Origin of the sequence: Streptomyces sp. NPDC057486, from assembly GCF_042802415.1 — a bacterium.
GTDB lineage: Bacteria > Actinomycetota > Actinomycetes > Streptomycetales > Streptomycetaceae > Streptomyces > Streptomyces yanii.
Genome location: NZ_JBHVEE010000155.1, coordinates 1 through 22958, shown reverse-complemented (window position 1 = coordinate 22958; position 22958 = coordinate 1). Strand labels below are relative to the sequence as shown.

Genomic DNA, 22958 nt, shown 5'->3' with positions numbered 1-22958 from the left:
GGGCCGGCCACCGCCGTTCGTCGGGTGGGCGCTACTTCTCGAGCACTGTGGTCCGCGTCAGCGGCAGGCGCAGCGTCTCCCGGAAGGAGAACGGCACCACCGGCGCCGACACGACCGCCAGGCCCATCAGGTGGGGTGCTGTTTGGCCCAGGTCACGAGCTTGACGCGGCTGTCCCATTCGGTGAGGACCGCGGTGGCCCGGTTCACGGTGGCCCTGCTGACGCCTCGACCGGCCGGGATCACACCGCAGAGCGCGGCACATGAGGCTTCGCTGGCCGTGCGCTCCGGATTGCCGCCGGCCGCTATCAGTAACGCAGCCGAGGTATCCGAGCCGACGCCGCAGCGGTCCAGCAGCTTCGGTGCACAGGCCGGGAACGTCTGTGAGCACGTCCATTGTCGGTGCGGTGCGCTTTGCTGTCCGCCATGGAGCTTACACAAGGGATTGTCAACGACCTACTGGCCCAACTCGGCCCGGGAGACGGCTATACGTACCTGCCCGACGACCTGAACCTGCAGGATCTGACCGACCTGCTCGACAGCAGGTACGGCGCCCCGCGCACCCTCGTCCTCGACGGCTTCACCGACCCGACGGTCGACGAGTCCAGGGGCGGGGCTCTCCTCGTCCCCTTCGAGGACCGGGCCGTGACGATACGGGCGTGGGCGTACGGGAATCAGTGGGTCGGCACGGGTACGGCACGGGCCCCCGAGGGGGACGAGCGGTCGGTATTGGTGGTCGCTCACAGGGAGGTGCCGGAACTCTTGGCGGTCGCTCCGGACAAGGACGAGGACGTCGACTGGATGGAGCGGCTCAGGCGGATCACAGGCTGGGCACAGCCCGCGCAGCGGCCGGACGTGGCCTGGGCGGAGGTGGAGTCGCGCCTGGGCACCGGGCTGCCGAGCGACTACAAGCGCATGGTCGAGACGTTCGGCAAGGGCGCCTTTGACGGATACCTGGACCTGAATCAGGAGCCGTGGACGGATCTCAGGGAGGACGGTCTGCTCATCTGGGCGGGTACTGAGCACGAGGATCTGTATTCCTGGAGGGCCGACGGCGACGACCCCGACCGTTGGCCCGTCGTGGTCCGGTCCTTCGACGGCGAGGACGTCCCCTTCGACTGCACGGCCGCGGAATTCGTCTGTCGCATCCTCATTGACCCGCACCACCCGTTCACGATGGCCGGCTATTTCGACACCCACTGGTTCATGAACTACCGGGAAAGCGGCTGACCGAACCCCGCCGCCAACGGCATCCGCAGCCTGGTGGACGGCGCCTTCGGGGAGCAGGGCAGGAACACTCGTCTGCCACCGCAGACTCGCCATATGCAATGAGGTCCAAACGGGGGCCGTCCGCGCGGCCATCGCCGGCTCCCAGCTCAACGGAAGCAGCCGACGGTGTCGGAGCAGCCATCTGCAAGCCTCTCGAGCGCCAACCGTTCCTTGTCGTCCGCGGCAAGCTTCCAGCGAAGCTTCGTGGCCACTCGGCCGGCACCGTACGGGCGCTGAGCGGACGCGGCCGGCGGCAACCACTCGGCCGGGTCCCGGTCCGCCTTGGACCGGTTCGTCTGCGCAGTGACGGCGATCAGCGGCCTGTCGGCGTCGAGGTCGTGACACGGCTGCCGCCCCGCCGGTTCTCGGCAGGGATCGCCTCCCGTGCTCGTCGACACCGTGGTTGACGCGGAGCAGGCGCCTCCCGAACCCGAATGCTTCTACTTCTCGCTAACAGTCCCAAGGCGCCTGACCCACGGTCGTTCTCAGAACGCATCGACAAACGTTCTCGGTCGTGACCCACGCAGCCGTGCTGGGCCTGGTCGATGGTGGTGAACCCTCTCTTGCTGTCACGGCGGTGGAGCTGGGTGAGCTTGCGGGCCTGCCGGGACGTCACGACCGGGGCTCTTGGGGTGACGGACCCAACTACCCTAGAAATGAACGTAGTTGTCCGGACGCCGTGGAACTGTACGGAACCTGCGCAACAGTACGAGACGGTTGTGAGCCGGGCGTTCGCTGCCTATGGTCCTGGACATGGACACCACACGCAGGACGTTGTTACGAGGCATGGCCGCGGCCCCTCTCGCGTCGGCGACTGGGGGACTGTGGGTGCCCTCCACCGCCGAGGCGGCACCGCCGCGGTTCCGCGTGACCATGCGCGACCGTCCGGAGCAGCCTGTTGGTTACACCTACCCGGCGGCCATCGCGGGCCTGCTTGCCCGGCTACCGGGTGCCAGGCCGGAGACCGTGATCGCGGGCGCCCGTTTTCACGGCGTGGCGAACCCGGGCGGCTGGGCCGAGCCCGATCGGCTCGCCTACGCCTTCGCGTGGGATCCGCGCACCAAGGACCCCAAGGATCCGGACTGGTACCCGCAGGGCATCACGACCAGCTACGACTCCCGCCCCGGCGGGATGCCGAGCGGCAAGAGGATGGTGCTCGTCTCCTGGTACGCCCACGAGGACGGCGGCAAGTTCGGGCAGGGCGCGCGCGTCAGCTTCGTAGACGTGACGGACCCCGCCAAGCCGCGGTACGAGCACGTCCTCCTGGTCGAGCCCCGCGCGATGCCCGGTGAGCCGTACGACTTCGGGCCTGTGAACGTGCACGCGGGAGGGATCGCGTGGCACCGGAACCGGCTCTATGTCGCGGACACCAAGGGCGGTCTGCGAGTGTTCAACACCGACCGGATGTTCCGGGTCTCCACGGGCAGCGCCGCCAAGAGTTGGTGCGGGTACCACGCGGCGACGCGGAAGTACTACGCGTACGGGTACCGGTACGCCCTGCCGCAGAGCCGGGCCTACGACAACGCGGGAGCGCGGCTCATCTACTCCCAGGCCGCGATCGACCACTCGGCCGGCCCACCGACCCTCCTCGTCAGCGAGTTCAAGCGGTCGGGTACCTCGTGGGCGGTGCGATGGCACCTGAATCCCGTGACCGGCGCGATCACGACCGAAGAGGCTCGGGGCCAGGAGCAATTCCCCTTGCTGAGGATCCAGGGCGCGGTGAGCTGGCGGGGGCACCACTTCTTCTCGCTGAGCAACGGTACGAAGCAGCGGGGATGGCTGGCGGCACGCGAGGCGTGGGCGACCCAGCCGGGCCTGTTCGGCCGCCTGTCGATCGGGCCGGAGGATCTCAGCTTCAGCGCTTACGGAGGGAACCGGCGCATCTGGGGGCTGGGGGAGTACCTGGGCAAGCGCCACGTCTACGCGGTGCGGCTGCCGCGCTTCAGTCGTCCGCCGGGCATTCCGGGGCTCGACGAGGACTGACCGGGCCGCTGGGGAAACGGAGGAGCGGGGTACGGCGGAGTGCGGTGTGGGGAGGTCACCGTCCATGTCGAGCAGTGGGAACCGGCTCGATCGGGGCCGGCGCATCGTTCGAAACGACGTCGGTTTCGGGGAACGCACGGCGGAACTCCCGCATCGCGCGGTTCTGCCGCTTCACCGTCTTCGTGATGGCCGAGTCCACGCGGTGCGGCGGCGCGGCCTGGCGGTGCGCTCCAGGACGGCGCGTCACATCACGACCGGGTGAACGTTGCCTGATACGACACCAGCCGCTGCCGATAGCGCCGTGTGCTGTCCGCCCTGCGCAGCAACTGCCACGGCAGCCGCCCCCGTTCCTCCACGCGTGCGTGTCCCACCGCCTTGCGCACCACGTCGTCCCCCTGGTCGTCGTGGGCGTCGCGGACCAGGACGGCGAAGTCGCCGGCCTCGACCGCCGCCTTCGCGTCAGGCGTTCGTGTCGGTGCGTCGCGAGGATGAGCGGACCCGGAACCGGGCGGTCGTCAGGACCGGTCCCGCGCTCGACTCCCCCGCGATGCGCGCTTGGAGAAGGTCGAGCAGAGCCAACGTCGTTTCCGCGGCGTTGAGTTCGACTGCCGAGATGGCGGGCCGGCTGTGTCGGGTGTGCTCGGAGTCGGAAGCCGCGGCAAGCATCGTCCGATCGGGCACAGCGACGCCGCGAGCCGTGAGGCCTGCGAGCACTCCAGCCGCCTGACGACCGGTGTGGCACAGGATCGCATCGGGGATCCCGTCGTCCACGATCGCGTGCGCGATGTTCTCGCCGCCGTGCTCGCCGGCGCGCTCGGCCGACATGTAGACGCGCGGCGTGATCCCGAAGCTCTCACACCATGCGTGGTACGTCGCCTCGCTGTCGATGTTCCACGCGTTGGGGTCGGTTCCGCGCAACAGCACGATCGATCGGGCACCGGATGCGGCGAAGTGCTCGTAGATGCGCCGGAAGCTTGAACCCTCGTCCTCGGTGGCCCAGTCGGTGAAATTCGGGCGGCTGGGATCGCGTCCCAGCGTCACGTACGGGATCCCACGCCGTTCGAGGAGACCGACCACCGGATCATCCACGTGCGGCATCGTCACGATGTAGCCATCGAGCGACAGCGCCAGTGGTGGTGTCGGCCGCTTGGTCGGGTCAGGCACGAGCATCACACTGAGTCCGCGGTCCATCGCCTGCGCCGAGGCGGCGCCGATGTAGCGAGTGAACACATCGACGCCCCGCGGCGCGTACTCACCGAGCGCGTCCAGCGACCGGATGACGAGTCCGATTGCCCCGACCGACGAACGTCGCAGGCCGCGCGCGAGGGCGTCGGCTTCGTAGTCCATCTCCTCGGCAATGGCCCGGACGCGCAGTCGCGTGGCTGCGCTCAGCGTCCCGGTGTCATTGAGCGCCATCGAGACCGCCGCGACGGAGACACCCGCGCGCTGGGCGACATCGCGAATGGTGACGCCCTTCGATCGAGCCACGGCGACCTCCTTGGTTCGTACCTTCCGATGCTGACTCACGCCGCCGGACCGCGGCCGCCCACGCAGGCCCGGGCGACAGAAGCAGAAAGCGACATGAGAAACACCATTGTATTAAACGTTTTACCTACCTAGCGTGTCGCCCGCCCCTCACCGTGACGGGCCTCACAAGCGAAGGTCGCACAGCAACACCATGAAGCTGCACACACTGCGCACGACCACCACCGACTTCCGCGACCGTGGACGCGAGATCGGCACGCGATACGCGGACCAGGTGCGTGACGTCAGCGCCCGCTACCTGGCGCATTTCAAGGTTCTGGGCATCTCGGAAACGACCGTCCGCGACATCGTCGCCCACAGCGATGACGCCTTGCGCGACTGGTACCCGGGTCTGGTCGAGGAGTCCGACGGAATCGCCGAGGCATCAGGAATCGAGCCATGGCAGGTGGCAGCGGTCGGCGCACGGACCGAAGTGCTTGCCGCCGCGCCCGGGAAGGGCGAGTGCACAACCGCCGTGCACACGCCGGCCCCCGGCGGCCCACCCGAGACGATCCAGACGTGGGACTGGCACGACTCGCTTACGCCGGACGGTCTCCTGCTGTCGCTCGTGACCGGAACGCAACGCCGGGTGAAGCTTTTCACCGAGTTCGGCACGGCCGCAAAGATCGGGGTGAACGACGCCGGCCTCGGCCTGCATTTCAACATCCTGAACCATCGCTCCGACAACGCCACCGGCGGCGTGCCCGTCCATGCTGTTGCGCGTCGCGTCCTCGAGGAGGCGACAACGGTGGCGGAGGCCCGCGACATCGTCGCCTCCGCGACCGTGAGCGCGTCCACCGTGCTGACCGTCGCAACCTACCGAGACGGCCACGCCGCAGCAGCGTCCATCGAGATGTCACCCTGCGGGTTTGCCGTGGTGCAACCCGATACCGACGGCTGGGTCATCCACACGAACCACTTTCTTGATTCCGGCCTCGCCGGCGGTGACACCAGCACTCCGGAATCGGTGTCGGTCGAGCGGTACCACCACACGCACGCTGTGCGCGGCAGCATGACCGGCCGCTCCGCGCCGGAGCGCGCGGCCGCCTTCTGTGGCCGCGACGGTGCCGCCGCCGTGGTGTGCGTCCACGCCGACGATTCCCAGCCCGGCCACGAGCGGTGGAGCACGTTGCTCACGGCATCTCTCGACCTCCCCGGCTTTGCCCTCGAGTACCGGGCAGGCAACCCCGACGCTGCGGCCCGCGAGGGCCTCGACCGGTTCTGAGGAACCCGATGGACAAGGACACGACCATGCCCGCTCATCTGTACCGCAACGCCCAAATTTTCACCTCCGACCAACGCCCCTGGGCCGAGTCGCTCGTGGTGGTCGGCGACCGGCTCGCCTACGTCGGCGACGAGGCCACCGCGGCGCGTGTGGCCGGACCGGATGCCCTGATCCACGACCTCGACGGCGCGACCGTCCTCCCCGGATTCGTCGACGGCCACGCGCACGTGGTCGGCACCGGCGAGGCGGCGGCCCAGGTCGATCTCTGGGGCGCCAACACAGTGGAGGAGATCCAGCGGCGCGTCCGGACGTGGGCGCAGGAGAACCCCGACGCACCTCGCGTGCTCGCCACTGGGTGGAAGCACGGTGACATCCCGGGCGGCCTGCCTGATCGGGGCATGCTCGACGCGGTCGTCGCCGACCGGCCTGTCTATGCGCAGGCCTACGACTTCCACTCGATCTGGCTGAACTCGGCCGCCCTCGCCGAAGTCGGAATCGACGACACCACGGCATCACCACCGGGGGGAACGGTCCACCGGGACGAGCGGGGCGCGGCCACCGGCCTGGTGGACGAGACCGCGATGCACCACCTCGTGTGGCCGGTGCTCGACAGCTTCGCCAGTGACTCCGACCGTGACGAGGCCCTGGCGGTCGCCCTGGCGGCGTACGCCGAGTCCGGGATCGTCGGTTCGACCGAGATGGCGCTGGGCGAGGGCGACTACGAGGCGATGCGTCGTGCCGATGCGGCGGGCGTCCTGACCACTCGCATCGCCGCGTTCTGGCGCGTCCAGCCCACCGGTGACGAGGGCGGGAACCTCGCCCAGGTCGAGCGCGCTGTCGAACTCGCCACCCACCGGTCGACCCCGTTCCTGCGCGTGACCGGCATCAAGGTCATGGTCGACGGAACCGTCGACGGGTGCACCGCATCGCTCGGGAAGCCCTACGTGAACGGCACGAACGCCGACCCGATCTGGGGTCTTGCCGAACTCGCGCCGGTGGTGGCCGCCGCGGACGCGGCCGGCCTGCAGGTCGCCATGCACGCCATCGGTGACGAGGCGATCCGGGTCGCGATCGGCGCTGTCGAGCACGCAGTTGCTCTCAACGGCCCCAAGGAGCGTCGCCACCGCATCGAACATCTCGAAGTCGTCGACCCTGCGGACATCGACCGACTGGCCGCACTCGGCATCACGGCGAGCATGCAGCCCGTGCACGCCGATCCGGCCATCCAGGAGAACTGGCGACGAGTGCTCGGCGACGAGCGGGTCGACCGCGGCTTCCCGTGGCCCGAGATGACCGAGGCAGGAGCCACGCTCGTCCTCGGCACCGACTCCCCTACGTCGCCGCACGCCCCGCTGCCCAACATGTTCATCGCGGCGACACGGCGCTCGGCCCTGGATCCGTCACTGCCCGCCAACCACGCGCACTATGCCCTGCCACTGGCGGACGCGATCGTCCACGGCACCCGTGACGCCGCCTGGGCGAGCCGCTCCGAGCACCTTCACGGCCGTCTCGCCGAGGGCCTGTATGCCGACTTCATCGTTCTCGACCGGGACATCTTCGTCCGGCCGCTCGAGGAACTGCTCGACACGCGAGTGCTGCGGACAGTCGTGGGTGGCCGCGTGGTCCATCACGCACAGCCGGGGGTGAACCGATGAGTGACGCCACCATGTCGGCACCCGTGCCATCAGGGCAGGTGAAGGCGAAGCAGCGGCTCGCCGGGGCGATGCTGCGGTTCATCGCCACTCGCATCGTAGGGCTGGTGGTGACCTTGTTCATCGCGAGCCTGGTCGTCTTCGGAGCGCTCTACGCCGCGCCGGGAAGCCCGCTCACCTATCTCACGCACGGGCGCACCATGAGCCCCGACGCGATCGCCGCGATCAAGGCCGAGTATCACCTCGACGACTCCATCTGGCAGCAGTACCTGAGGTGGCTGGGCGGCGTGGTGCACGGCGACTTCGGAACCTCGATCATCTACAACCAACCGGTGTCGTCGCTGGTCGGAAGTCGCGCCTCAGCGACCACGCTTCTCGTCCTCATGGCCGCGGCGATCGTCCTGGTGCTCGGGTTGGCCATCGGCACTCTCGCCGGCCTCAAGCCCGGCTGGTTGTCGCGGTCCGCCATGGCCGGCGCGACGGGCGTCATGGCGGTGCCGACCTTTGTCGGAGCGGTCGTGCTGATCATCGTGTTCGCCGTCGACCTGGAGTGGTTCCCGGTGTTCGGGGCCGGCCGGGCGGGCCTCGACGAGCTCTACCACCTGGTTCTTCCGTCGATCGCGCTCGCTCTCGCCTCCGTCGCGTTCGTCGCGCGACTCGCCCAGACCGCGATCCGACAGGAACTGTCGGCCGATCACGTGCAGACGGCGATCAGCCGCGGACTGCCCCGCGCAGTCGTCGTACGCAGACATGTGATGCGCAACGCCGCGATGCCGGTGCTCACCGTCGCGGGTCTCACGATCGCGGGCCTGATCGCGGGAAGCGTCGTCGTGGAACAGGTCTTCCAGCTCGGCGGGCTCGGTCAGTTCCTCGTGAATTCGGTGCAGCAGAAGGACTTCCCCGTAGTCCAGGCGATCTGCCTGATGTACGTCGCCGCCTTCATCGTGCTGAACACCCTCATCGACATCGCCTACACACTGCTCGACCCGCGCGTGTCGATCGGGAAGAAGGACTCATGAGCACGACAGCAGCGGTGCGACGTATCGGAACCCGAAAGGCCGGCCGGCGTACGACGCGTCGTACGAGAGGCATCGGCATGTCCGGTTGGGTGGCGATTGCCCTGCTCGGACTCGTCGTCTGCTTCGCCGCCCTCGCACCCCTCCTTTCACCGCACGATCCGAACGCCGTCGACCTCTCCGGTGCGTACCAGGGTTCGAGCGGCGCGCACCTGCTGGGAACCGACGGGAGCGGGCGGGACCTTCTCTCGCGCCTCGTCCACGGTTCCCGAACCGCGCTGATCGGACCGTTTCTCGTCGTGGTGATCTCGACGCTCCTCGGGATGGTCCTCGCGCTCGCGGCCGTGTGGTTCGGCGGCTGGTTCGACCAGATGGTGGTGCGCGTCGTCGACGCCGTGTTCGCCTTCCCCGGTCTGCTGCTGGCGATCCTGGCGACCGCCCTGTTCGGGTCCGGCCTGAACGCTGCCGTTGTGGCGCTGTCCATCGCCTACGTCCCCTACATCGCACGGATCGTGCGGAGCGCGGCGCTGAGAGAGCGCTCGCTGCCCTACATCGCGGCACTGCAGGTTCAGGGCGTGCACGGGTTGCGGATCGCGTTGCGGCACATCCTGCCCAACGTGGGTGGGCTGATCGTCGCCAACGCCACGCTCGCCTTCGGGTTCGCCCTGATGGACCTCGCTGGCCTCTCGTTCATCGGCCTCGGGGTGCAGCCACCGACGTCGGACTGGGGCGCGATGGTCGGCACCGGTATGGCCGGTGTGCTGCAGCAGCACCCGCAGGAGGCTCTCTTCGCCAGCGCACTCATCGTCATCACCGTCGGTGCCGTGAACATGATCGGCGACCGACTCACGGAGCGCTGGGAGGCACGCTCGTGAACGCACTACTCGAAGTCGACGGTCTGACCGTTCAGTTGCCGGTCGCGGGCGAGTTGCGCACCGTGCTGCGCGATGTCTCGTTCTCACTCGACCGTGGAAGCACTCTCGGCCTGGTCGGCGAGTCCGGTTCGGGCAAGTCGATGACGGTTCGCACCATCGCCCGCCTGCTCCCCGACGGTGCCGACGTCCGGGGCGGTGTCCGCTTCGACGGCGCCGAGGTGTTCGACCTTCGCACCGACGCCCTGCGGTCCTACCGGGCGAAGGACGTCGCGATGATCTTCCAGGACGCACGGGCCTACACGAACCCCGTACGCACGATCGGCGACTTCCTCACCGAGACGATGCGCACCAACGACCGGATGCCGAAGGCCGCTGCCCGCAAGCGCGCACAGGAGCTGCTCGCCGAGGTCGGGATCGAGGACCCGGAGCGCAGGCTGCGGCAGTTCCCGCACGAGCTCTCCGGCGGTCTGCTGCAGCGGGTGATGATCGCTGCCGCGGTCGCCGCGCGGCCTCGGCTCGTCCTCGCCGACGAGCCGACGACCGCGCTCGATGTCACCACCCAGGCGGAGGTGATGGCGATTCTCGGGCGCATGCAGCGCGAGTACGGCATGGCGATGCTCTTCATCACGCACGACCTGGAGCTCGCCGGTGCCGTGTGCGACGAGACGATCGTGCTGTACGCCGGCCAGGTCATGGAACGCCAGGCGTCGGTGCGGCTGCACGAAGACCCGCTCCACCCCTACACAGCCGCACTGGTGCAGGCGCGGCCCGAGATCGGCCGGCGTGTCGATCGACTGCCCGCGATCACCGGTCATCCGACCACCGCCTACGAGGCGCCGGACGGCTGTGCTTTCGCGCCGCGCTGCCGCTTCGCACAAGAGGAGTGTCGGGCGGGGGTGCCGCCCCTGCTGCAGATCGGTCCGTCGGAGACCCGGTGCGTCCGGATGCCCGGCCTGCGCGGCCGGATGGTGTCGCAGGAGCGCGTCGGCTCCGCTTCGAACGAGGAGGTCCAGCGATGACCGAACCGCTGCTCGTGGTCGAGCACCTGACCAAGACGTTCGGCCGTGGGAGGGCCGAGGCGACCGCGGTCGCCGACGTGAGCTTCGCCCTGGCTCCGGGCGGAGCCCTAGGCATCGTCGGCGAATCCGGGTCCGGCAAGACGACCACGGCGCGGATGATCATCGGCCTGGAACGTCCCTCCGGTGGCCGCATCGTGTTCCGTGGCGAGGACCGCACACACCCGGCGCGTTCCGCACGCAGTCGCCGTGAGCGGGGCAGGGACATCCAGATCGTCTTCCAGGACCCGTACACCTCGCTCGACCGCCGTCAGCGCATCGGCGACTGCCTCGCGGAAGTCGTCGGCGTTCATTCCCGGCTCGGCCGCGACGAGACCAGGAAGCGCGTGAGCGAACTCGCCGAGCTCGTCGGACTCGACGACCGGCAGCTCGCGGCACTGCCGAGGTCCCTCTCGGGAGGGCAGCGCCAACGCGTGGCCATCGCTCGCGCGCTCGCCGCCGATCCGGACGTCCTCATCCTCGACGAGGCCGTGTCGGCCCTGGACGTCTCGATCCAGGCACAGATCCTCAATCTGCTCTCTGACATCAGGCAGAAGCGTGGCGTGAGCTACCTGTTCATCAGCCACGATCTCGCCGTCATCCGCCAGGTGACCGACGACACGATCGTCATGCGTCACGGCGCCGTCGTCGAGCAAGGGCCCACCGCCGACGTGCTCGACAACCCTCAAAACCCCTACACCCGCTTGCTGCGCGACAGCGTCCCTCGCAGCGGGTGGGACCCCGAAGCCATTACAGCCCGACATTGACCAGGAGTTGCGCAATGTACTCACCCCACCCACGCAGACGGGCAATGGCACTCGCCGTCGTCGCCGCCACCACCCTCGCGATGGCCGGTTGCTCCGGAGGCACATCCGGCACCGAAGCGACCGGGTCCTCCGACGCGCTGACGACCTTCACACCGACAGGCTCGGGCTCGGTCGACACGATCACCTGGAACGTCTTCCAGGGCGAGCCTCAGACCATCGACCCCTTCCAGTCGGCCGACTACACGCCGAACATGATCAACTCGAACATGTGCGAGACATTGCTAGTCCAGACGCCTGACTTCCAGATCAAGCCCAATCTGGCGACGTCGTACTCGAACCCCGACCCGACGACCTGGGTCTACAAGCTGCGCAGCGACGTCACCTTCTGGGACGGATCGCCGATGACCGCCGACGACGTCGCGTGGAGCATGCAGCACAACATGACGGACAAGTCGAGCTTCTACGGCTACCTGTACTCGAACGTCGCCTCGATCGCGAAGACGGGCGCCGACGAAGTGACCGTCAGGCTCAAGAAGCCCGACTACCTCTTCAACGACGAGTTGGCGAGCTTCGCCGGTGTCGTCGTCAAGAAGAAGTTCTACGAGCAACACGGCAACAAGGTCGGTACGCCGGGCGTGGGTGTCATGTGCACCGGCCCCTACAAGTTCGGCAAGTGGACGCAGGGTCAGTCGATCAAGGTGAGCCGCTACGACGGCTACTGGAACAAGTCGCTGCCACGGAAGGTGAAGAACATCGACTTCACTTTCCTGACCGACGACTCCGCGATCACCTCCGGCCTGCTCTCGGGCCAGATCGACGGAACATACGGTCCGCCGATGGCCGGGCTGGCACAGCTGAAGGCATCGTCGGCGGGCAAGCTCTACTCGGGTGCCGCGCCACTGGCTGTCACTCTCGTGGTCGCGAACCACAAGGGTGCGATGGGTAACGCCGACGTGCGCAAGGCGCTCCAGATGGCCATCGACTGGAAGGGCATCGGCGACCATGTGTACGCCGGTGAGGGGACCCCTGCTTCGCTGCAGACCGTGCCGGCTGTGTACGGCTTCGCGAAGGATGACCTGACCTCGTACGCCGACTCGGTCAGGACCGATGGCTCCGCGAAGACAGACGAGGCGAAGAAGCTGCTCGCCGGCGTTCCGGCCGACGTGAAGTCCAAGCAGATCAGCCTCGTGGTTCCGCAGCAGGCGGAGACACAGCAGCTGGGCGTTGGGATCAAGGATGCGGCCGACAGGATCGGCCTGAACTTCAAGCTCAACGTCGTACCTGCGACCGGCTACTCGAACTACCTGTACGACCCGGCGACGCGTGGCAACACCGACCTGCTGTACACGCAGTTCTGGCCCAACATCCCCAACCCGCTCGACTGGCTGGGCCTCACCGCGGTGACCGGCGGAACCTTCAACCAGTCCGGCTACAGCGGCATCGACGGGCTATACGCCAAGGCGATCAGCACGCAGGACGACAGCGCCCGCTCCAAGCTGGTCCTACAGATGGAGCAGAAGCTGCACGACGAGATGGATCCGATGTTCTCCGGCATCCAGCTGACGAACGACGTGTGGCTCGGAAGCAAGATCACCGGGGCGCCGGCTGCATTCGACTACGTCTACTACCCATGGGCGGCTCACCTCAGCGGAACTGGCGAGTAGTTCTCACTTGACTCCCCTCCGCCTAAAGGACTCCGTTGGGCAATCCGTAAACCGACTGGTGTGGTTCGGGCCCTTGCTGCATGCGTGTCCGAGCGCCGCCCAGCCGCGCGCCTGTGCGCGTGGCTGGGCGCGTGGCTGTGCGCGTGGCTGTGAAGGAACGCGCTGCCCGGGTACGGCGTTTGACGCGCGGCCACGTTCCGTGTGGACCCGGGCCCCGAGATGTACTGCGACATGTGCACGGTGCCCGAGTGGAACGCGGATGGGACCGTGCTGCGCATGGTGGACCTGGATCTCGATGTCGTGCGGCCTCGTGGCGGTGAGGCCCGTATCGAGGACGAGTTCACCGAACACCGAGTGCGCTATGGCTACCCCGACAGCGTCATCGGCAAGGCCCAATTGACCTCACTGGTCCTGGTGGTGGCCAGCGCGGGATGGGTGGTCGACCCGGGTGTCCATGATGCCGATGGTGACGCCTCGGCCGTCAGCTGCTTCGTCTTGAAGTCGACCGAGCGGGTTTAGTTGGTCGTCATGTAGGGGTTGTCGTCGCGCGTCGCGGCGGATGGGGCGGCTGGGAAGCCGCCCGAGGATTTCGCGTCGGCGGTTCGGACAGCCGTGTCGGTGTTGCCGGCGTCGACCCGGGTGCCCTCCAACTCGATGAGCTCGTCGGCATCCACCCGGAGCACGTAGTCGAGAGCGACGACCTTGTCGACGTCGGCGAACGGCACGCTGGCTTTGATGTAGCCGATCGTGGGGTCCTTCCTGGTGCCCTCGGCACCGAGTTCGGTCAGAGCCTTCTCGGCCTCTTCGGTGCGGCCGTTCTTGACTGCGAGCATCAGGGAGACGAAGTCGGGGACTGCCTGGTGGGCTCCGGAGGGGGCGCTGCGGGCCAGGTGCTGCCGCTTGTACTGCGCGATCAGTGCCCGGTCGTGATTGCCGAGTTTATCGGCGACGGCGGACGGCGTGCCCGCGGTGTCGTTCGCGTGAGCCGTTACGGCGGGCAGGGCCAGGCTGCCGACGACCAGCGCAGCGGCCAGTGCCGTGGCCGTCCGCCGGGCCCGGTACGGGCTGCCGGCTCTGAAACGGGACATCGGAGTCCTTCGATCTCGGAGGCATTCGGACGGCGATACCGTGCCACCTTCATGAACTGCGAAGAAGCGCCCCGATCTGTCGGCTTCCCGACTTGTGGTAAACATGCCTGGGCCTGTTGTACCGAAGCCGCCTGTCACCCCTAGAAAACCGAGCCGTTTTTGACTTAGTGTCAGATCCAGCTGTGGCGCGCGGCTTGCCGGCCGAGTTGAATGCGGGTCTGCGCCCCCGCGAGGGCCAGCAGCCGGCGGACTCGCTGCCGGATGGTGCGCTCGCTCAGACCCAGCTGAGAAGCGATCGCATGGTCGGTGTATCCGGCGAGCAACAGCGACAGCAGTTGCCGTTCCTCGGCAGCCGGCAAGCCGTCGGAGGCCGCCGCCAATGCTGCCGACACCGGGGCCGCGGCCTCCCAGACCCTGCGGAAGATCCAGTCGAGAGCGTCCAGCAGGACGCGGCTGCGCGTCACCAGCGCCATGGGTTCGCCGGGCGGGCGCCCTCGGGGTACGAGGAGAGCAAGCCTGTTGTCGACGCTGATCATCTTGAGCGGGGCATCGACCGCCACCCGCATCTCCTCGCCCAGTGCGGCCCATTCGTCGAGCAGCAGCGAACTGTCCGAGTGGTCCAGTTCCAGGGCGTCTCGTCGGTAGATGACCCGGAATCGCACGCCGGCGCGCAGGGCGTCCCGCTGGCCGGTGTCGGCGGCAGCCGGGACGACCACGGCGGGCCCGATGGCCAGGGAGCAGATCTCCTCACGGGCATCCCGCTGGATCTGCCCGTAGCGCTCCGCGATGGCGGCTTCGCCCTCGATGACCTCCATCAGCTCAGCGGTGTCGCAGGGCTGGCCCGCGCCGTAGTAGCGCTCGGCCGGCTCCGTGATGGCGAGTTGCGCCCTGCGTGCGTTGTCGATGCGCTGAAGTGCCATGCGATGCAAAGTGATGGCCGGAGGTGCGGCACGCAGGCCGCGCCGCCCGGGAGGAACCGTCACCAGGCCCTTGGATTCCAACTCGGCGAGGGCACGCTCGACCTCCGGCTTCGGCAGACCTGTGCGGTCGGCCAACTCGCCCGCGCCGGTCGCAGGCGCGGGCACGAGCGCCACGTATACGTGCTCCTCGAAGGGGCCGATCCCGATTCCCTCGAGCATCTCAGCTCACGGCAGGGAGGCCGAACACGTGCAATGACCCCCTGCTCACGGTGGGCACCGGGCCGGACAAGTAGCGCCGAGACCTGCGCGGTGCGGGAATGCTGTCCGCCGCACGCCAGGAGTCCGGGCCACTTCGACCGACTGCGGCGAGCGAGCTGCCAGAGTTTCGTGGAGTTTGATGTGCCCCAAGTCTGGTGGAGTCACCTTGCTGGAAAGATGATCCTTCGGACACTCAACAATCCTTCCATGCACCGTAGTTACCCGGCCGAGTTCCGGCCCGAGGTCCTCGATCTCATCGAGGCCGGCCGGGCCCGTGACGGGCCCGGCCGGTCACGGGCCTTCAGGTCAGCACTTGCCCGCCGGGCGGTCGCGCGTCACGAGGCTCGTCCAGCAGGCCGTGCCGTCCAGCCACAGGACACGCCGCCCCGTGTCGGCGGCTGGGAAGATCTGGTCGCCGCGGTTGCAGGACAGCACGGGCCCCAGCTGGGCACGGGCCGGCCGTGTGGAGGGCAGCGGTGTAGCCGGCGGGGTCGGGGCCGATGATGACGACGTCGCGTATCCCGATCACGCCGTGGCTTCCGGAGCGATCTCCTTGATCAGGCCCTCGACGAGGGTCTTGATCTCGTCGCGGATCGGGCGGACGGCTTCGACGCCTTGGCCTGCCGGGTCATCGAGCTTCCAGTCGAGGTAGCGCTTGCCGGGAAAGACGGGGCAGGTGTCGCCGCAGCCCATGGTGATGCACACATCCGACTCGCGGACGGCATCGATCGTCAGGATCTTCGGGCTCTCGGCGGAGATGTCGATGCCTACCTCGGCCATGGCCTCGACCGCTGCCGGGTTGACGGCGTCGCCGGGGTTGGAACCGGCGGAGCGGACCTCAACGCGGTCCCCAGCCAGGCGGGTCAGCCATGCGGCGGCCATCTGAGATCGGCCGGCGTTGTGGACGCAGACGAACAGGACGGACGGCTTGCCGGAAGACTCGGCCATGTTGATCGTTCTCTCTCGTCGCACGGCGGGATCAGCCGCCAATGACTTCAGCTCCCGCTGGTATCAGCGAGCAATGATGTGAGAGTATCAGCGCATGCTGACTTCAGTCGATCCTGATCTGATCCGGGTGCTGGGCGATCCGCTCCGCCTCCAGATCGTGACCCTGCTGGCGCGCGAGACGCTCTGTACGACGCACCTGGTCGAGGAGACCGGCGCGAAGCAGACCAACCTGTCCAATCACATGAAGGTCCTGCGCGAGGCCGGTGTGGTGGAGACCGAGCCGTGCGGCCGCTTCACCTACTACAAGCTGCGCCCCGAGGTCCTCGCCGGACTCTCGGAGCAGTTCGCCGCGCTTGCCGAATCCGCCCGTACAGCCGCCGAGAACAAGAGGGCCTGCCCGTGACGACCGAGCGCACCATCACGGTTCCCACCGCCGCCCAGGCCACGGGCACCGACGACTCGATCGTCAAGAAGCTCTCCACTCTCGACCGCTATCTCGCGGTGTGGATCCTGCTCGCCATGGCCGTGGGCCTGGGCCTGGGGCGGCTGATCCCCGGGATGAACGACGCACTGGCCAAGATCGAGATCGGCGGAATCTCCTTGCCGATCGCCCTCGGTCTGCTCGTGATGATGTACCCGGTGCTAGCCAAGGTCCGCTACGACCGGCTCGACACCGTCACCGGCGACAAGAAGCTGATGGTGTCCTCGCTGGTCATCAACTGGATCGTCGGCCCCGCGGTCATGTTCGCCCTGGCGTGGATCTTCCTTCCCGACCTGCCCGAGTACCGCACCGGCCTGATCATCGTCGGACTTGCCCGCTGCATCGCCATGGTCATCATCTGGAACGACCTCGCCTGCGGCGACCGCGAGGCCGCCGCCGTCCTGGTCGCGCTGAACTCGGTGTTCCAGGTGATCGCGTTCGGCCTGCTGGGCTGGTTCTACCTCGACCTGCTGCCGCGCTGGATGAACTTGGGCGATGGCCAGGGCTTGGATGTGTCCGTCTGGCACATCGCGCTGAACGTCATCATCTTCCTCGGCATCCCGCTGCTGGCCGGCTTCCTCACCCGCCGCATCGGCGAACAGAAGATGGGCCGCACCGACTACGAGACCAAGTTCCTGCCGAAGATCGGCCCGTGGGCCCTGTACGGTCTGCTCTTCACGATCGTCATCCTGTTCGCCCTGCAGGGGAAGACGATCACCTCGCAGCCGCTGGACGTGGTCCGGATCGCGCTGCCACTGCTGGTGTACTTCGCGATCATGTTCTTCGGCACCTTCCTGCTCGGCAAGGGCCTGGGCCTCGCCTACGACCGCACAGCGACGCTGGCGTTCACCGCGGCGGGCAACAACTTCGAGCTGGCCATCGCGGTCGCCATCGCCACCTTCGGCGTCACCTCCGGCCAGGCCCTGTCCGGAGTCGTCGGACCGCTCATCGAAGTGCCCGTCCTGATCGGACTCGTGTACGTCGCGCTCGCCTGGCGCAAGAGGTTCGGCGCAGGCTCCCTGACGACGGCCCCGTGACGCACCCCGTGGACGTGGTGGTAATCGGCGGCGGGCAGGCAGGACTCGCCGCCGGCTACCACCTGCGTCGCAACAATCTCGACTTTGTCATCCTCGACGCCCAGAGCACTCCCGGCGGCGCCTGGCAGCACACCTGGGACTCCCTGCACCTGTTTTCCCCGGCCGTGTTCTCGTCCCTGCCCGGCCGCATCATGCCCGCCCGACTGGGCCAGGAGTACCCGGACGCCGCCCACGTGGTGCAGTACCTGACCGACTACGAGCAGCGCTACGCCCTGCCCGTTCACCGCCTGGTCCGCGTCCGCGCGGTGCGCCGGGACGGCACCCGGCTGCGGGTGGAGACGGACACCGGCGACTGGTCGGCACAGGCGGTCGTCTCGGCCACCGGCACCTGGGGGCGCCCCTTCATGCCTGCCGTACCCGGCCGGGAGGTCTTTGCCGGCCGTCAACCGCACACCGCCGGCTACCGCCGCCCGTCCGACTTCGCCGGACAGCGGGTCGTCGTGGTCGGCGGCGGGAACTCCGGCGCACAGATCGCCGCCGACCTCGCCACCCGCGACGGCATCGACCTGACCTGGGTCACCCAGCGCCCGCCCCGCTTCCTCGCCGACGACATCGACGGCCGCGCCCTCTTCGACGCGGCCACCGCCCGCCGCCGTGCCCTGGACGAGGGCCGCACGGACACCGGCGGCGTCGCCTCCCTGGGCGACATCGTTGCCGTCCCACCGGTTCGCGCAGCGAGGGACGCGGGGCTGCTGAAGGCCCAGCCGATGTTCGAGCGCTTCACTGCGGACGGTGTGCGGTGGAGCGACGGCACGACCGCCCGCGCTGACACGGTGATCTGGTGCACCGGGTTCCGCCCTGCCCTCTCCCACCTCGCCCCTCTGGGCCTGCGCGGCGTACGCGGGCACATCGCCACCCACGGCACCCGGGCAGCCGGCGAACCGCGGCTGCACCTGCTCGGCTACGGCGACTGGACAGGACCGGCCTCCGCCACCCTCATCGGCGTGGGGCGCCCGGCCCGCGAAGCGGCTGCAGCCATCGCCGAGTTGCTGACCTGACTCCCGCCGCCGGGACGGCCCGTTTTCAACGAGATGGGCGCTGCAGAGAAAGCAGCAAGCCGATGAGGGCGAGCACCATCCAGCCGGTCAGGTAAGCGAAGGCCCAGGCGGGCGACAGCGCGCTCCACAGGACTCCCGCGACGGCAGAGGCGGCGAGGTTGCCCAATGACTGCACGGTGGCCAGCACCCCGAACGCCGAGCCGCGCAGATCCTTCGGTGCCAGCGAGGCCACCGCGGAATGCTGGGCAGTCTCGACCGCCCCGATACCGACCCCGGCCAGCAGGAATGGCACCGCGAGCAGGGCAATCGCCGACCCGGTGGTGGCGAACAGGGCATAGGCGGCGCCGAACGAGGCCACCCCGCCCGTCAGTACGAGCACCGGGCCGTGCCCGCCGAGCCGGTCCGCCAGGCGACCGGCGGGAACAGAGGCGATCGCGGCGGCGACGTTGTACGCGGTGTAGAGGCCCAACGCGATCGTGGTCGCAGTCTTCGCACCGTGATCAGGTGTCAGCAGGTCGGTGGCGCGCAGGATCAGCAAGGTGGCGGCGACGTTGCCGACCTCGAACGCCGCCACCGCGCCCATAAGCCGGCCGAGATCATCCTGGAGGACGGGCCGGATACGGATCTTGAGAGGGACCTTGTCCCGGCGGGTCGGCCGGGGCGCACGGCGGATCGCGTAGACGATCGCAACGGCGGCCAGCAGCCCCGGGATTACCGACAGGCCGATGGCCCACTGGACGCCGACCCAGGCCACCAGCCCGATCGCGAGCAGCGGACCGAAGATCGCGCCAAGGTTGTCCATCATCCGCTCGAAGCCGTACGCCCGCCCGTATGCGGACGCCGGGACGATGTCGGCCAGCAATGCATTGCGAGCGGGTACCCGAAGCCCGCGCGCGGTCCAGGCTGCTGCCCGGAGCAGACCCACCTGCCATACGGCAGTGGCGCCCGCCGTGGCCGCGCCGAGCACCGCTGTGGTGGCATAGCCGCCGACAGCAACCTTCTGACGTCGGCCGGGATCGTCAGCCAGCACCCCACCGCCGAACCGGGCTGCTCCCGCCAGTGCGTCGGAGACGCCTTCGATCGCGCCCAGCGCGGCGGCCGGCGCACCAAGGGTGGAGGTCAGCAGGCTGGGCAGCAGGGCGGTGGGGATCTCGTGCCCGACGTCGGCGAGGAAGCTGGCCGAGCCGATGCCCTTCACCCCGGGCGTCAGCCACTGTTCCCTGGCGCCGCCACCCGGGCTGTGCGTGCTGTCCGGCTCCGCGATCTCCGTCATACCGGGCAGTCTGCCGCAGGGCCCATGCCTGCCGGTACTGGCGGATCTGCCCATCTCACGGCCCGGCGGTCGGTGGAATTTTCTGGGGCTCACGTCGGTCCCATCTGGCCTTGCGGCGAAGATGTGGCGGGCAAGAAGCTGCGCAGACCGCCAGAAGGTGATGCAGCAGTTCACCAGCAGCATCGAGTTGACGGTCGGCAAGATCGCGGAGCGGTGCGCGCTGAAGCCGTCGACCGCCTCGGAACACCTGAGTCTGCTGCGTCGCGGTGGCCTGATGATCTCCCGCAAAAAAGGTAAGCAGGTCTTCTACCGGGCCGACGGCGCCACTATGGCGAAGCGCATCTCCGCACTCCAGGCGTACCGGGCGCTCTGCTGCTCGCCCGACTGCACCGGCTAACCGGCCGCGCCGGAGCGTGGGGCAGCGGTCGAGCGCAGGTCGAGCATGGCGGACATGGCCGCCACGACAGACGGGGCGACCTGGTAATAGACCCAGGTCCCGCGTCGCTCGGAGGTCAGGAGGCCGGCCTCGCGCAGTTTCTTCAGGTGGTGGGAGACGGTCGGCTGGGAGACGCCGACGTCGGAGATGTCGCACACGCACGCCTCGCCGCCCGCGTGCGAGGCGACCTTGGAGAACAGACGAAGCCGCACCGGGTCCGACAGCGCCTTGAACATCACGGCCATCTTCTCTGCGTCGTCCCGTGACAGCTCTCCGGCGGTGATCGGCGGGCAGCACGGCACCACAGTCCCTGCATCCACGACCGGCAGCTCCGCAACCTCAGATTTCGACATGTGTCTATGTTGACACTCATCGATATCCAGTGGCAAGCTCCAGACATCGACAGCAATCGAAACAGCGGCCTCACAGGCCGCCTATCTCGGAGGACATCACCGCCATGACCACCACCTCAGACCTTCCGGTTGTCGTCATCGGCGCCGGCCCCGCCGGGCTGGCCGCCGCCGCCCACCTGGTCGAGCGCGGCATCGAACCGCTGGTCCTGGAAGCCGGTCCGGTCGCCGCTTCCGCGGTACGCGACTGGTCGCATGTGCGGCTGTTCTCCACCTGGGGCGAGGTCACCGACCCGGCCGCCGAGAAGCTCCTGACGCCGACCGGCTGGACCAAGCCCGACGCTGCCACCTACCCGTCCGGCGGGGACTGGGCCGAGCACTACCTCCAGCCGCTCGCCGACGTCCTGGGTGACCGTGTCCGCTACACCGCCACCGTCACCGGGGTGTCGCGCACCGGCCGCGACCGTGTCGTCGACGCCGGCCGCGAAGCCCAGCCCTTCGTCGTCCACTTCACCACTGCGGACGGCGGTGAGGAGCGCGCCTTCGCCCGCGCGGTCATCGATGCCTCCGGCACCTGGACCACCCCCAGCCCGGCCGGGGCCAGCGGCCTGCCCGCCCTCGGTGAGAAGACGGCGGCCGACCGCATTGCCTACCGCGTCCCCGACCTCAAGGACCCGGCCGTCCGCGCCCGCTACGCCGGTAAGCGGACCGCCGTGATCGGCTCCGGCGCCTCCGCATTCACCGCCCTGGCCACCCTCGCCGACGTTGCGAAGGACGAGCCCGGCACGCACGCGGCGTGGATCCTGCGCCGCGCCATCAGCGGCTCCACCTTCGGTGGCGGCACCGCCGACCAGCTACCCGCCCGCGGCGCCCTCGGCCTGGCCGCGAAGGCCGCCGTCGACAACGGCCACGCCGACGCGGTTACCGGCTTCCGTACCGAGGCCGTCGAGCGTGACGAGGACGGCCGCCTGATCCTGGTCGGCGAGGACGGACGCCGTCTGGACCCGGTGGACGAGGTCATCGTGCTGACCGGCTTCCGCCCCGACCTGTCCTTCCTCTCGGAGATCCGGCTCGGTCTCGACGAGCGCCTCCAGGCCCCCACCGAACTCGCCCCGCTCATCGACCCCAACCAGCACTCCTGCGGCACCGTCTACCCCCACGGACACCGTGAGCTCTCCCACCCCGACTCCGGCATTTACCTGGTCGGCATGAAGTCCTACGGCCGCGCCCCGACCTTCCTTGCCATGACCGGGTACGAGCAGGTTCGCTCCGTCACCGCCGCCATCGCCGGTGACACCGACTCCGCCGACCGCGTCGAACTCACCCTTCCCGAGACCGGAGTCTGCGGCGGCGCCGGACTCTTCGACGACCCGGCAGCCGACCAGGCCGACGGCACAGGCTGCTGCGCCGCTCCGGCACCCACTCTCGTACAGATCGGCGCCGACACCTCTTTGCCGGTTGTTGCAGCCGCTGCCGACGAACCGTCGTCCGGCGGCTGCTGCGGAGCCTGAACCCCGGCGCCCCGGCCAACCGCCGGGGCGCTACCACCTCGCGTCAGGAGGATCGTCATGTCCCGAGTACAGCTCGCCCTGCGCGTCCCCGACCTTCCCGCCTCGATCGCCTTCTACAGCAAGCTCTTCGGTACCGAGCCGGCCAAACTCCGCGACGGCTACGCCAACTTCGCCGTCGCCGAACCCTCACTCAAACTCGTCCTCATCCAAGGCACGCCGGACGAGAACACACGCATGGACCACCTCGGCATCGAAGTCGACACCACGGAAGCCGTCCACACGGCCGCCACCCGACTCGCAGGCCAGGGGCTGGCGACCGACGTCGAGAACGACACCACCTGCTGCTACGCCCTCCAGGACAAGGTCTGGGTCCACTGCCCCGGCCAGGAGCCGTGGGAGGTGTATGTCGTCAAGGCCGACGCCGACTCGATGGCCAAGCAGAAAGGCAGCGCCTGCTGCGTGTACCCGCCTGTCGCCGAAGCAGGCCCTGTTACACCGGTCGAGGCAGGTGGCTGCTGCCCGTGACCGAGCTCGACGCCCGCGGGGCCGCGACCCGGGCAGGGGACCGGTG

General features: G+C 68.7%; 22 protein-coding genes. 16 read left to right on the top strand and 6 right to left on the bottom strand.

All coding sequences use genetic code 11. From position 1 onward, the window contains the following. The first annotated feature begins 423 nt into the window (after positions 1-423). Together ACFU6I_RS41390 and ACFU6I_RS41385 are read left to right on the top strand one after the other, a co-directional pair. Positions 424-1227 (top strand): hypothetical protein, encoded by an 804-nt coding sequence (locus ACFU6I_RS41390; RefSeq protein ID WP_384377508.1) that lies wholly within the window; start codon positions 424-426, stop codon positions 1225-1227. Positions 1228-2019: 792 nt separating this feature from the next. Then, complete coding sequence (locus ACFU6I_RS41385; RefSeq protein ID WP_384377505.1) at positions 2020-3249, top strand: hypothetical protein; 1230 nt, start codon at positions 2020-2022, stop codon at positions 3247-3249. Positions 3250-3708: 459 nt separating this feature from the next. Here the strand turns inward: ACFU6I_RS41385 and ACFU6I_RS41380 are convergent, their stop codons facing one another. Next, a complete protein-coding gene (locus ACFU6I_RS41380; protein ID WP_384377502.1) occupies positions 3709-4737 on the bottom strand; it encodes a LacI family DNA-binding transcriptional regulator in 1029 nt (342 codons plus the stop codon). Positions 4738-4927: 190 nt separating this feature from the next. On the opposite strand from ACFU6I_RS41380, the gene ACFU6I_RS41375 reads away from it, so the two are divergent. From ACFU6I_RS41375 to ACFU6I_RS41340, 8 genes are all read left to right on the top strand, one after another. After that, positions 4928-5998 carry a C45 family autoproteolytic acyltransferase/hydolase gene (locus ACFU6I_RS41375; RefSeq protein WP_384377499.1) on the top strand — a complete coding sequence of 357 codons (1071 nt, stop codon included), beginning with the start codon at positions 4928-4930 and terminating at the stop codon, positions 5996-5998. A 26-nt stretch (positions 5999-6024) separates the two neighbouring features. Further along, positions 6025-7653, top strand: coding sequence for an amidohydrolase (locus tag ACFU6I_RS41370; RefSeq protein ID WP_384377496.1), 1629 nt, complete (start codon positions 6025-6027; stop codon positions 7651-7653). Then, positions 7650-8669 carry an ABC transporter permease gene (locus ACFU6I_RS41365; protein WP_384377493.1) on the top strand — a complete coding sequence of 340 codons (1020 nt, stop codon included), beginning with the start codon at positions 7650-7652 and terminating at the stop codon, positions 8667-8669. The genes ACFU6I_RS41370 and ACFU6I_RS41365 overlap by 4 nt, the downstream gene beginning before the upstream one ends. Further along, entirely contained in the window at positions 8666-9541 is an 876-nt protein-coding gene (locus ACFU6I_RS41360) for an ABC transporter permease (RefSeq protein WP_384377490.1), read from the top strand. The genes ACFU6I_RS41365 and ACFU6I_RS41360 overlap by 4 nt, the downstream gene beginning before the upstream one ends. Next, positions 9538-10560 (top strand): ABC transporter ATP-binding protein, encoded by a 1023-nt coding sequence (locus ACFU6I_RS41355; protein WP_384377487.1) that lies wholly within the window; start codon positions 9538-9540, stop codon positions 10558-10560. The genes ACFU6I_RS41360 and ACFU6I_RS41355 overlap by 4 nt, the downstream gene beginning before the upstream one ends. Continuing rightward, positions 10557-11363 carry an ATP-binding cassette domain-containing protein gene (locus tag ACFU6I_RS41350; protein WP_326791830.1) on the top strand — a complete coding sequence of 269 codons (807 nt, stop codon included), beginning with the start codon at positions 10557-10559 and terminating at the stop codon, positions 11361-11363. The genes ACFU6I_RS41355 and ACFU6I_RS41350 overlap by 4 nt, the downstream gene beginning before the upstream one ends. A 14-nt stretch (positions 11364-11377) precedes the next feature. Then, positions 11378-13027, top strand: coding sequence for an ABC transporter substrate-binding protein (locus ACFU6I_RS41345; RefSeq protein WP_384377485.1), 1650 nt, complete (start codon positions 11378-11380; stop codon positions 13025-13027). Between the two features lie 219 nt (positions 13028-13246). Then, positions 13247-13546 (top strand): DUF402 domain-containing protein, encoded by a 300-nt coding sequence (locus ACFU6I_RS41340; protein WP_384377511.1) that lies wholly within the window; start codon positions 13247-13249, stop codon positions 13544-13546. Here the strand turns inward: ACFU6I_RS41340 and ACFU6I_RS41335 are convergent. The 3 genes from ACFU6I_RS41335 to ACFU6I_RS41325 form a co-directional block, all read right to left on the bottom strand. Beyond that, on the bottom strand, positions 13543-14115 hold the full coding sequence (locus ACFU6I_RS41335) for a hypothetical protein (RefSeq protein WP_384377482.1): 573 nt from the start codon (positions 14113-14115) through the stop codon (positions 13543-13545). The genes ACFU6I_RS41340 and ACFU6I_RS41335 overlap by 4 nt on opposite strands. 170 nt (positions 14116-14285) lie before the next feature. Further along, a complete protein-coding gene (locus ACFU6I_RS41330; RefSeq protein ID WP_384377479.1) occupies positions 14286-15254 on the bottom strand; it encodes a helix-turn-helix domain-containing protein in 969 nt (322 codons plus the stop codon). Positions 15255-15818: 564 nt separating this feature from the next. Further along, entirely contained in the window at positions 15819-16241 is a 423-nt protein-coding gene (locus tag ACFU6I_RS41325; protein ID WP_376341816.1) for an arsenate reductase ArsC, read from the bottom strand. Positions 16242-16335: 94 nt separating this feature from the next. Between ACFU6I_RS41325 and ACFU6I_RS41320 the strand changes: the two genes are divergently transcribed. Genes ACFU6I_RS41320 through ACFU6I_RS41310 form a run of 3 tightly spaced genes read left to right on the top strand, consistent with a single transcriptional unit; the run spans position 16336 to position 18817 of the window. Then, positions 16336-16644, top strand: coding sequence for a helix-turn-helix transcriptional regulator (locus tag ACFU6I_RS41320; protein ID WP_103492416.1), 309 nt, complete (start codon positions 16336-16338; stop codon positions 16642-16644). Then, positions 16641-17759, top strand: a complete 1119-nt coding sequence (arsB, locus tag ACFU6I_RS41315; RefSeq protein ID WP_384377475.1) for an ACR3 family arsenite efflux transporter — start codon at positions 16641-16643, stop codon at positions 17757-17759. Before ACFU6I_RS41320 ends, arsB begins: the two co-directional genes overlap by 4 nt. Further along, positions 17756-18817 carry an ArsO family NAD(P)H-dependent flavin-containing monooxygenase gene (locus ACFU6I_RS41310; protein WP_384377471.1) on the top strand — a complete coding sequence of 354 codons (1062 nt, stop codon included), beginning with the start codon at positions 17756-17758 and terminating at the stop codon, positions 18815-18817. Before arsB ends, ACFU6I_RS41310 begins: the two co-directional genes overlap by 4 nt. Positions 18818-18842: 25 nt before the next feature. Here ACFU6I_RS41310 and ACFU6I_RS41305 read toward each other — a convergent pair whose 3' ends face one another. Next, the gene (locus ACFU6I_RS41305; protein ID WP_384377468.1) at positions 18843-20090 is read right to left on the bottom strand and encodes an MFS transporter; all 1248 of its coding nucleotides are present in this window, start codon (positions 20088-20090) and stop codon (positions 18843-18845) included. A 160-nt stretch (positions 20091-20250) separates the two neighbouring features. On the opposite strand from ACFU6I_RS41305, the gene ACFU6I_RS41300 reads away from it, so the two are divergent. After that, the gene (locus tag ACFU6I_RS41300; protein WP_384377465.1) at positions 20251-20487 is read left to right on the top strand and encodes an ArsR/SmtB family transcription factor; all 237 of its coding nucleotides are present in this window, start codon (positions 20251-20253) and stop codon (positions 20485-20487) included. Here the strand turns inward: ACFU6I_RS41300 and ACFU6I_RS41295 are convergent. Beyond that, complete coding sequence (locus ACFU6I_RS41295) at positions 20484-20879, bottom strand: ArsR/SmtB family transcription factor (RefSeq protein ID WP_384377462.1); 396 nt, start codon at positions 20877-20879, stop codon at positions 20484-20486. The two genes, ACFU6I_RS41300 and ACFU6I_RS41295, sit on opposite strands and share 4 nt — an antisense overlap. Positions 20880-20983: 104 nt before the next feature. Here ACFU6I_RS41295 and ACFU6I_RS41290 point away from each other — a divergent pair, with 104 nt between their 5' ends. Together ACFU6I_RS41290 and ACFU6I_RS41285 are read left to right on the top strand one after the other, a co-directional pair. Continuing rightward, positions 20984-22387, top strand: coding sequence for an NAD(P)-binding domain-containing protein (locus ACFU6I_RS41290; protein ID WP_384377459.1), 1404 nt, complete (start codon positions 20984-20986; stop codon positions 22385-22387). A gap of 57 nt (positions 22388-22444) precedes the next feature. After that, on the top strand, positions 22445-22912 hold the full coding sequence (locus ACFU6I_RS41285; RefSeq protein ID WP_384377456.1) for an ArsI/CadI family heavy metal resistance metalloenzyme: 468 nt from the start codon (positions 22445-22447) through the stop codon (positions 22910-22912). Positions 22913-22958 lie beyond the last annotated feature (46 nt).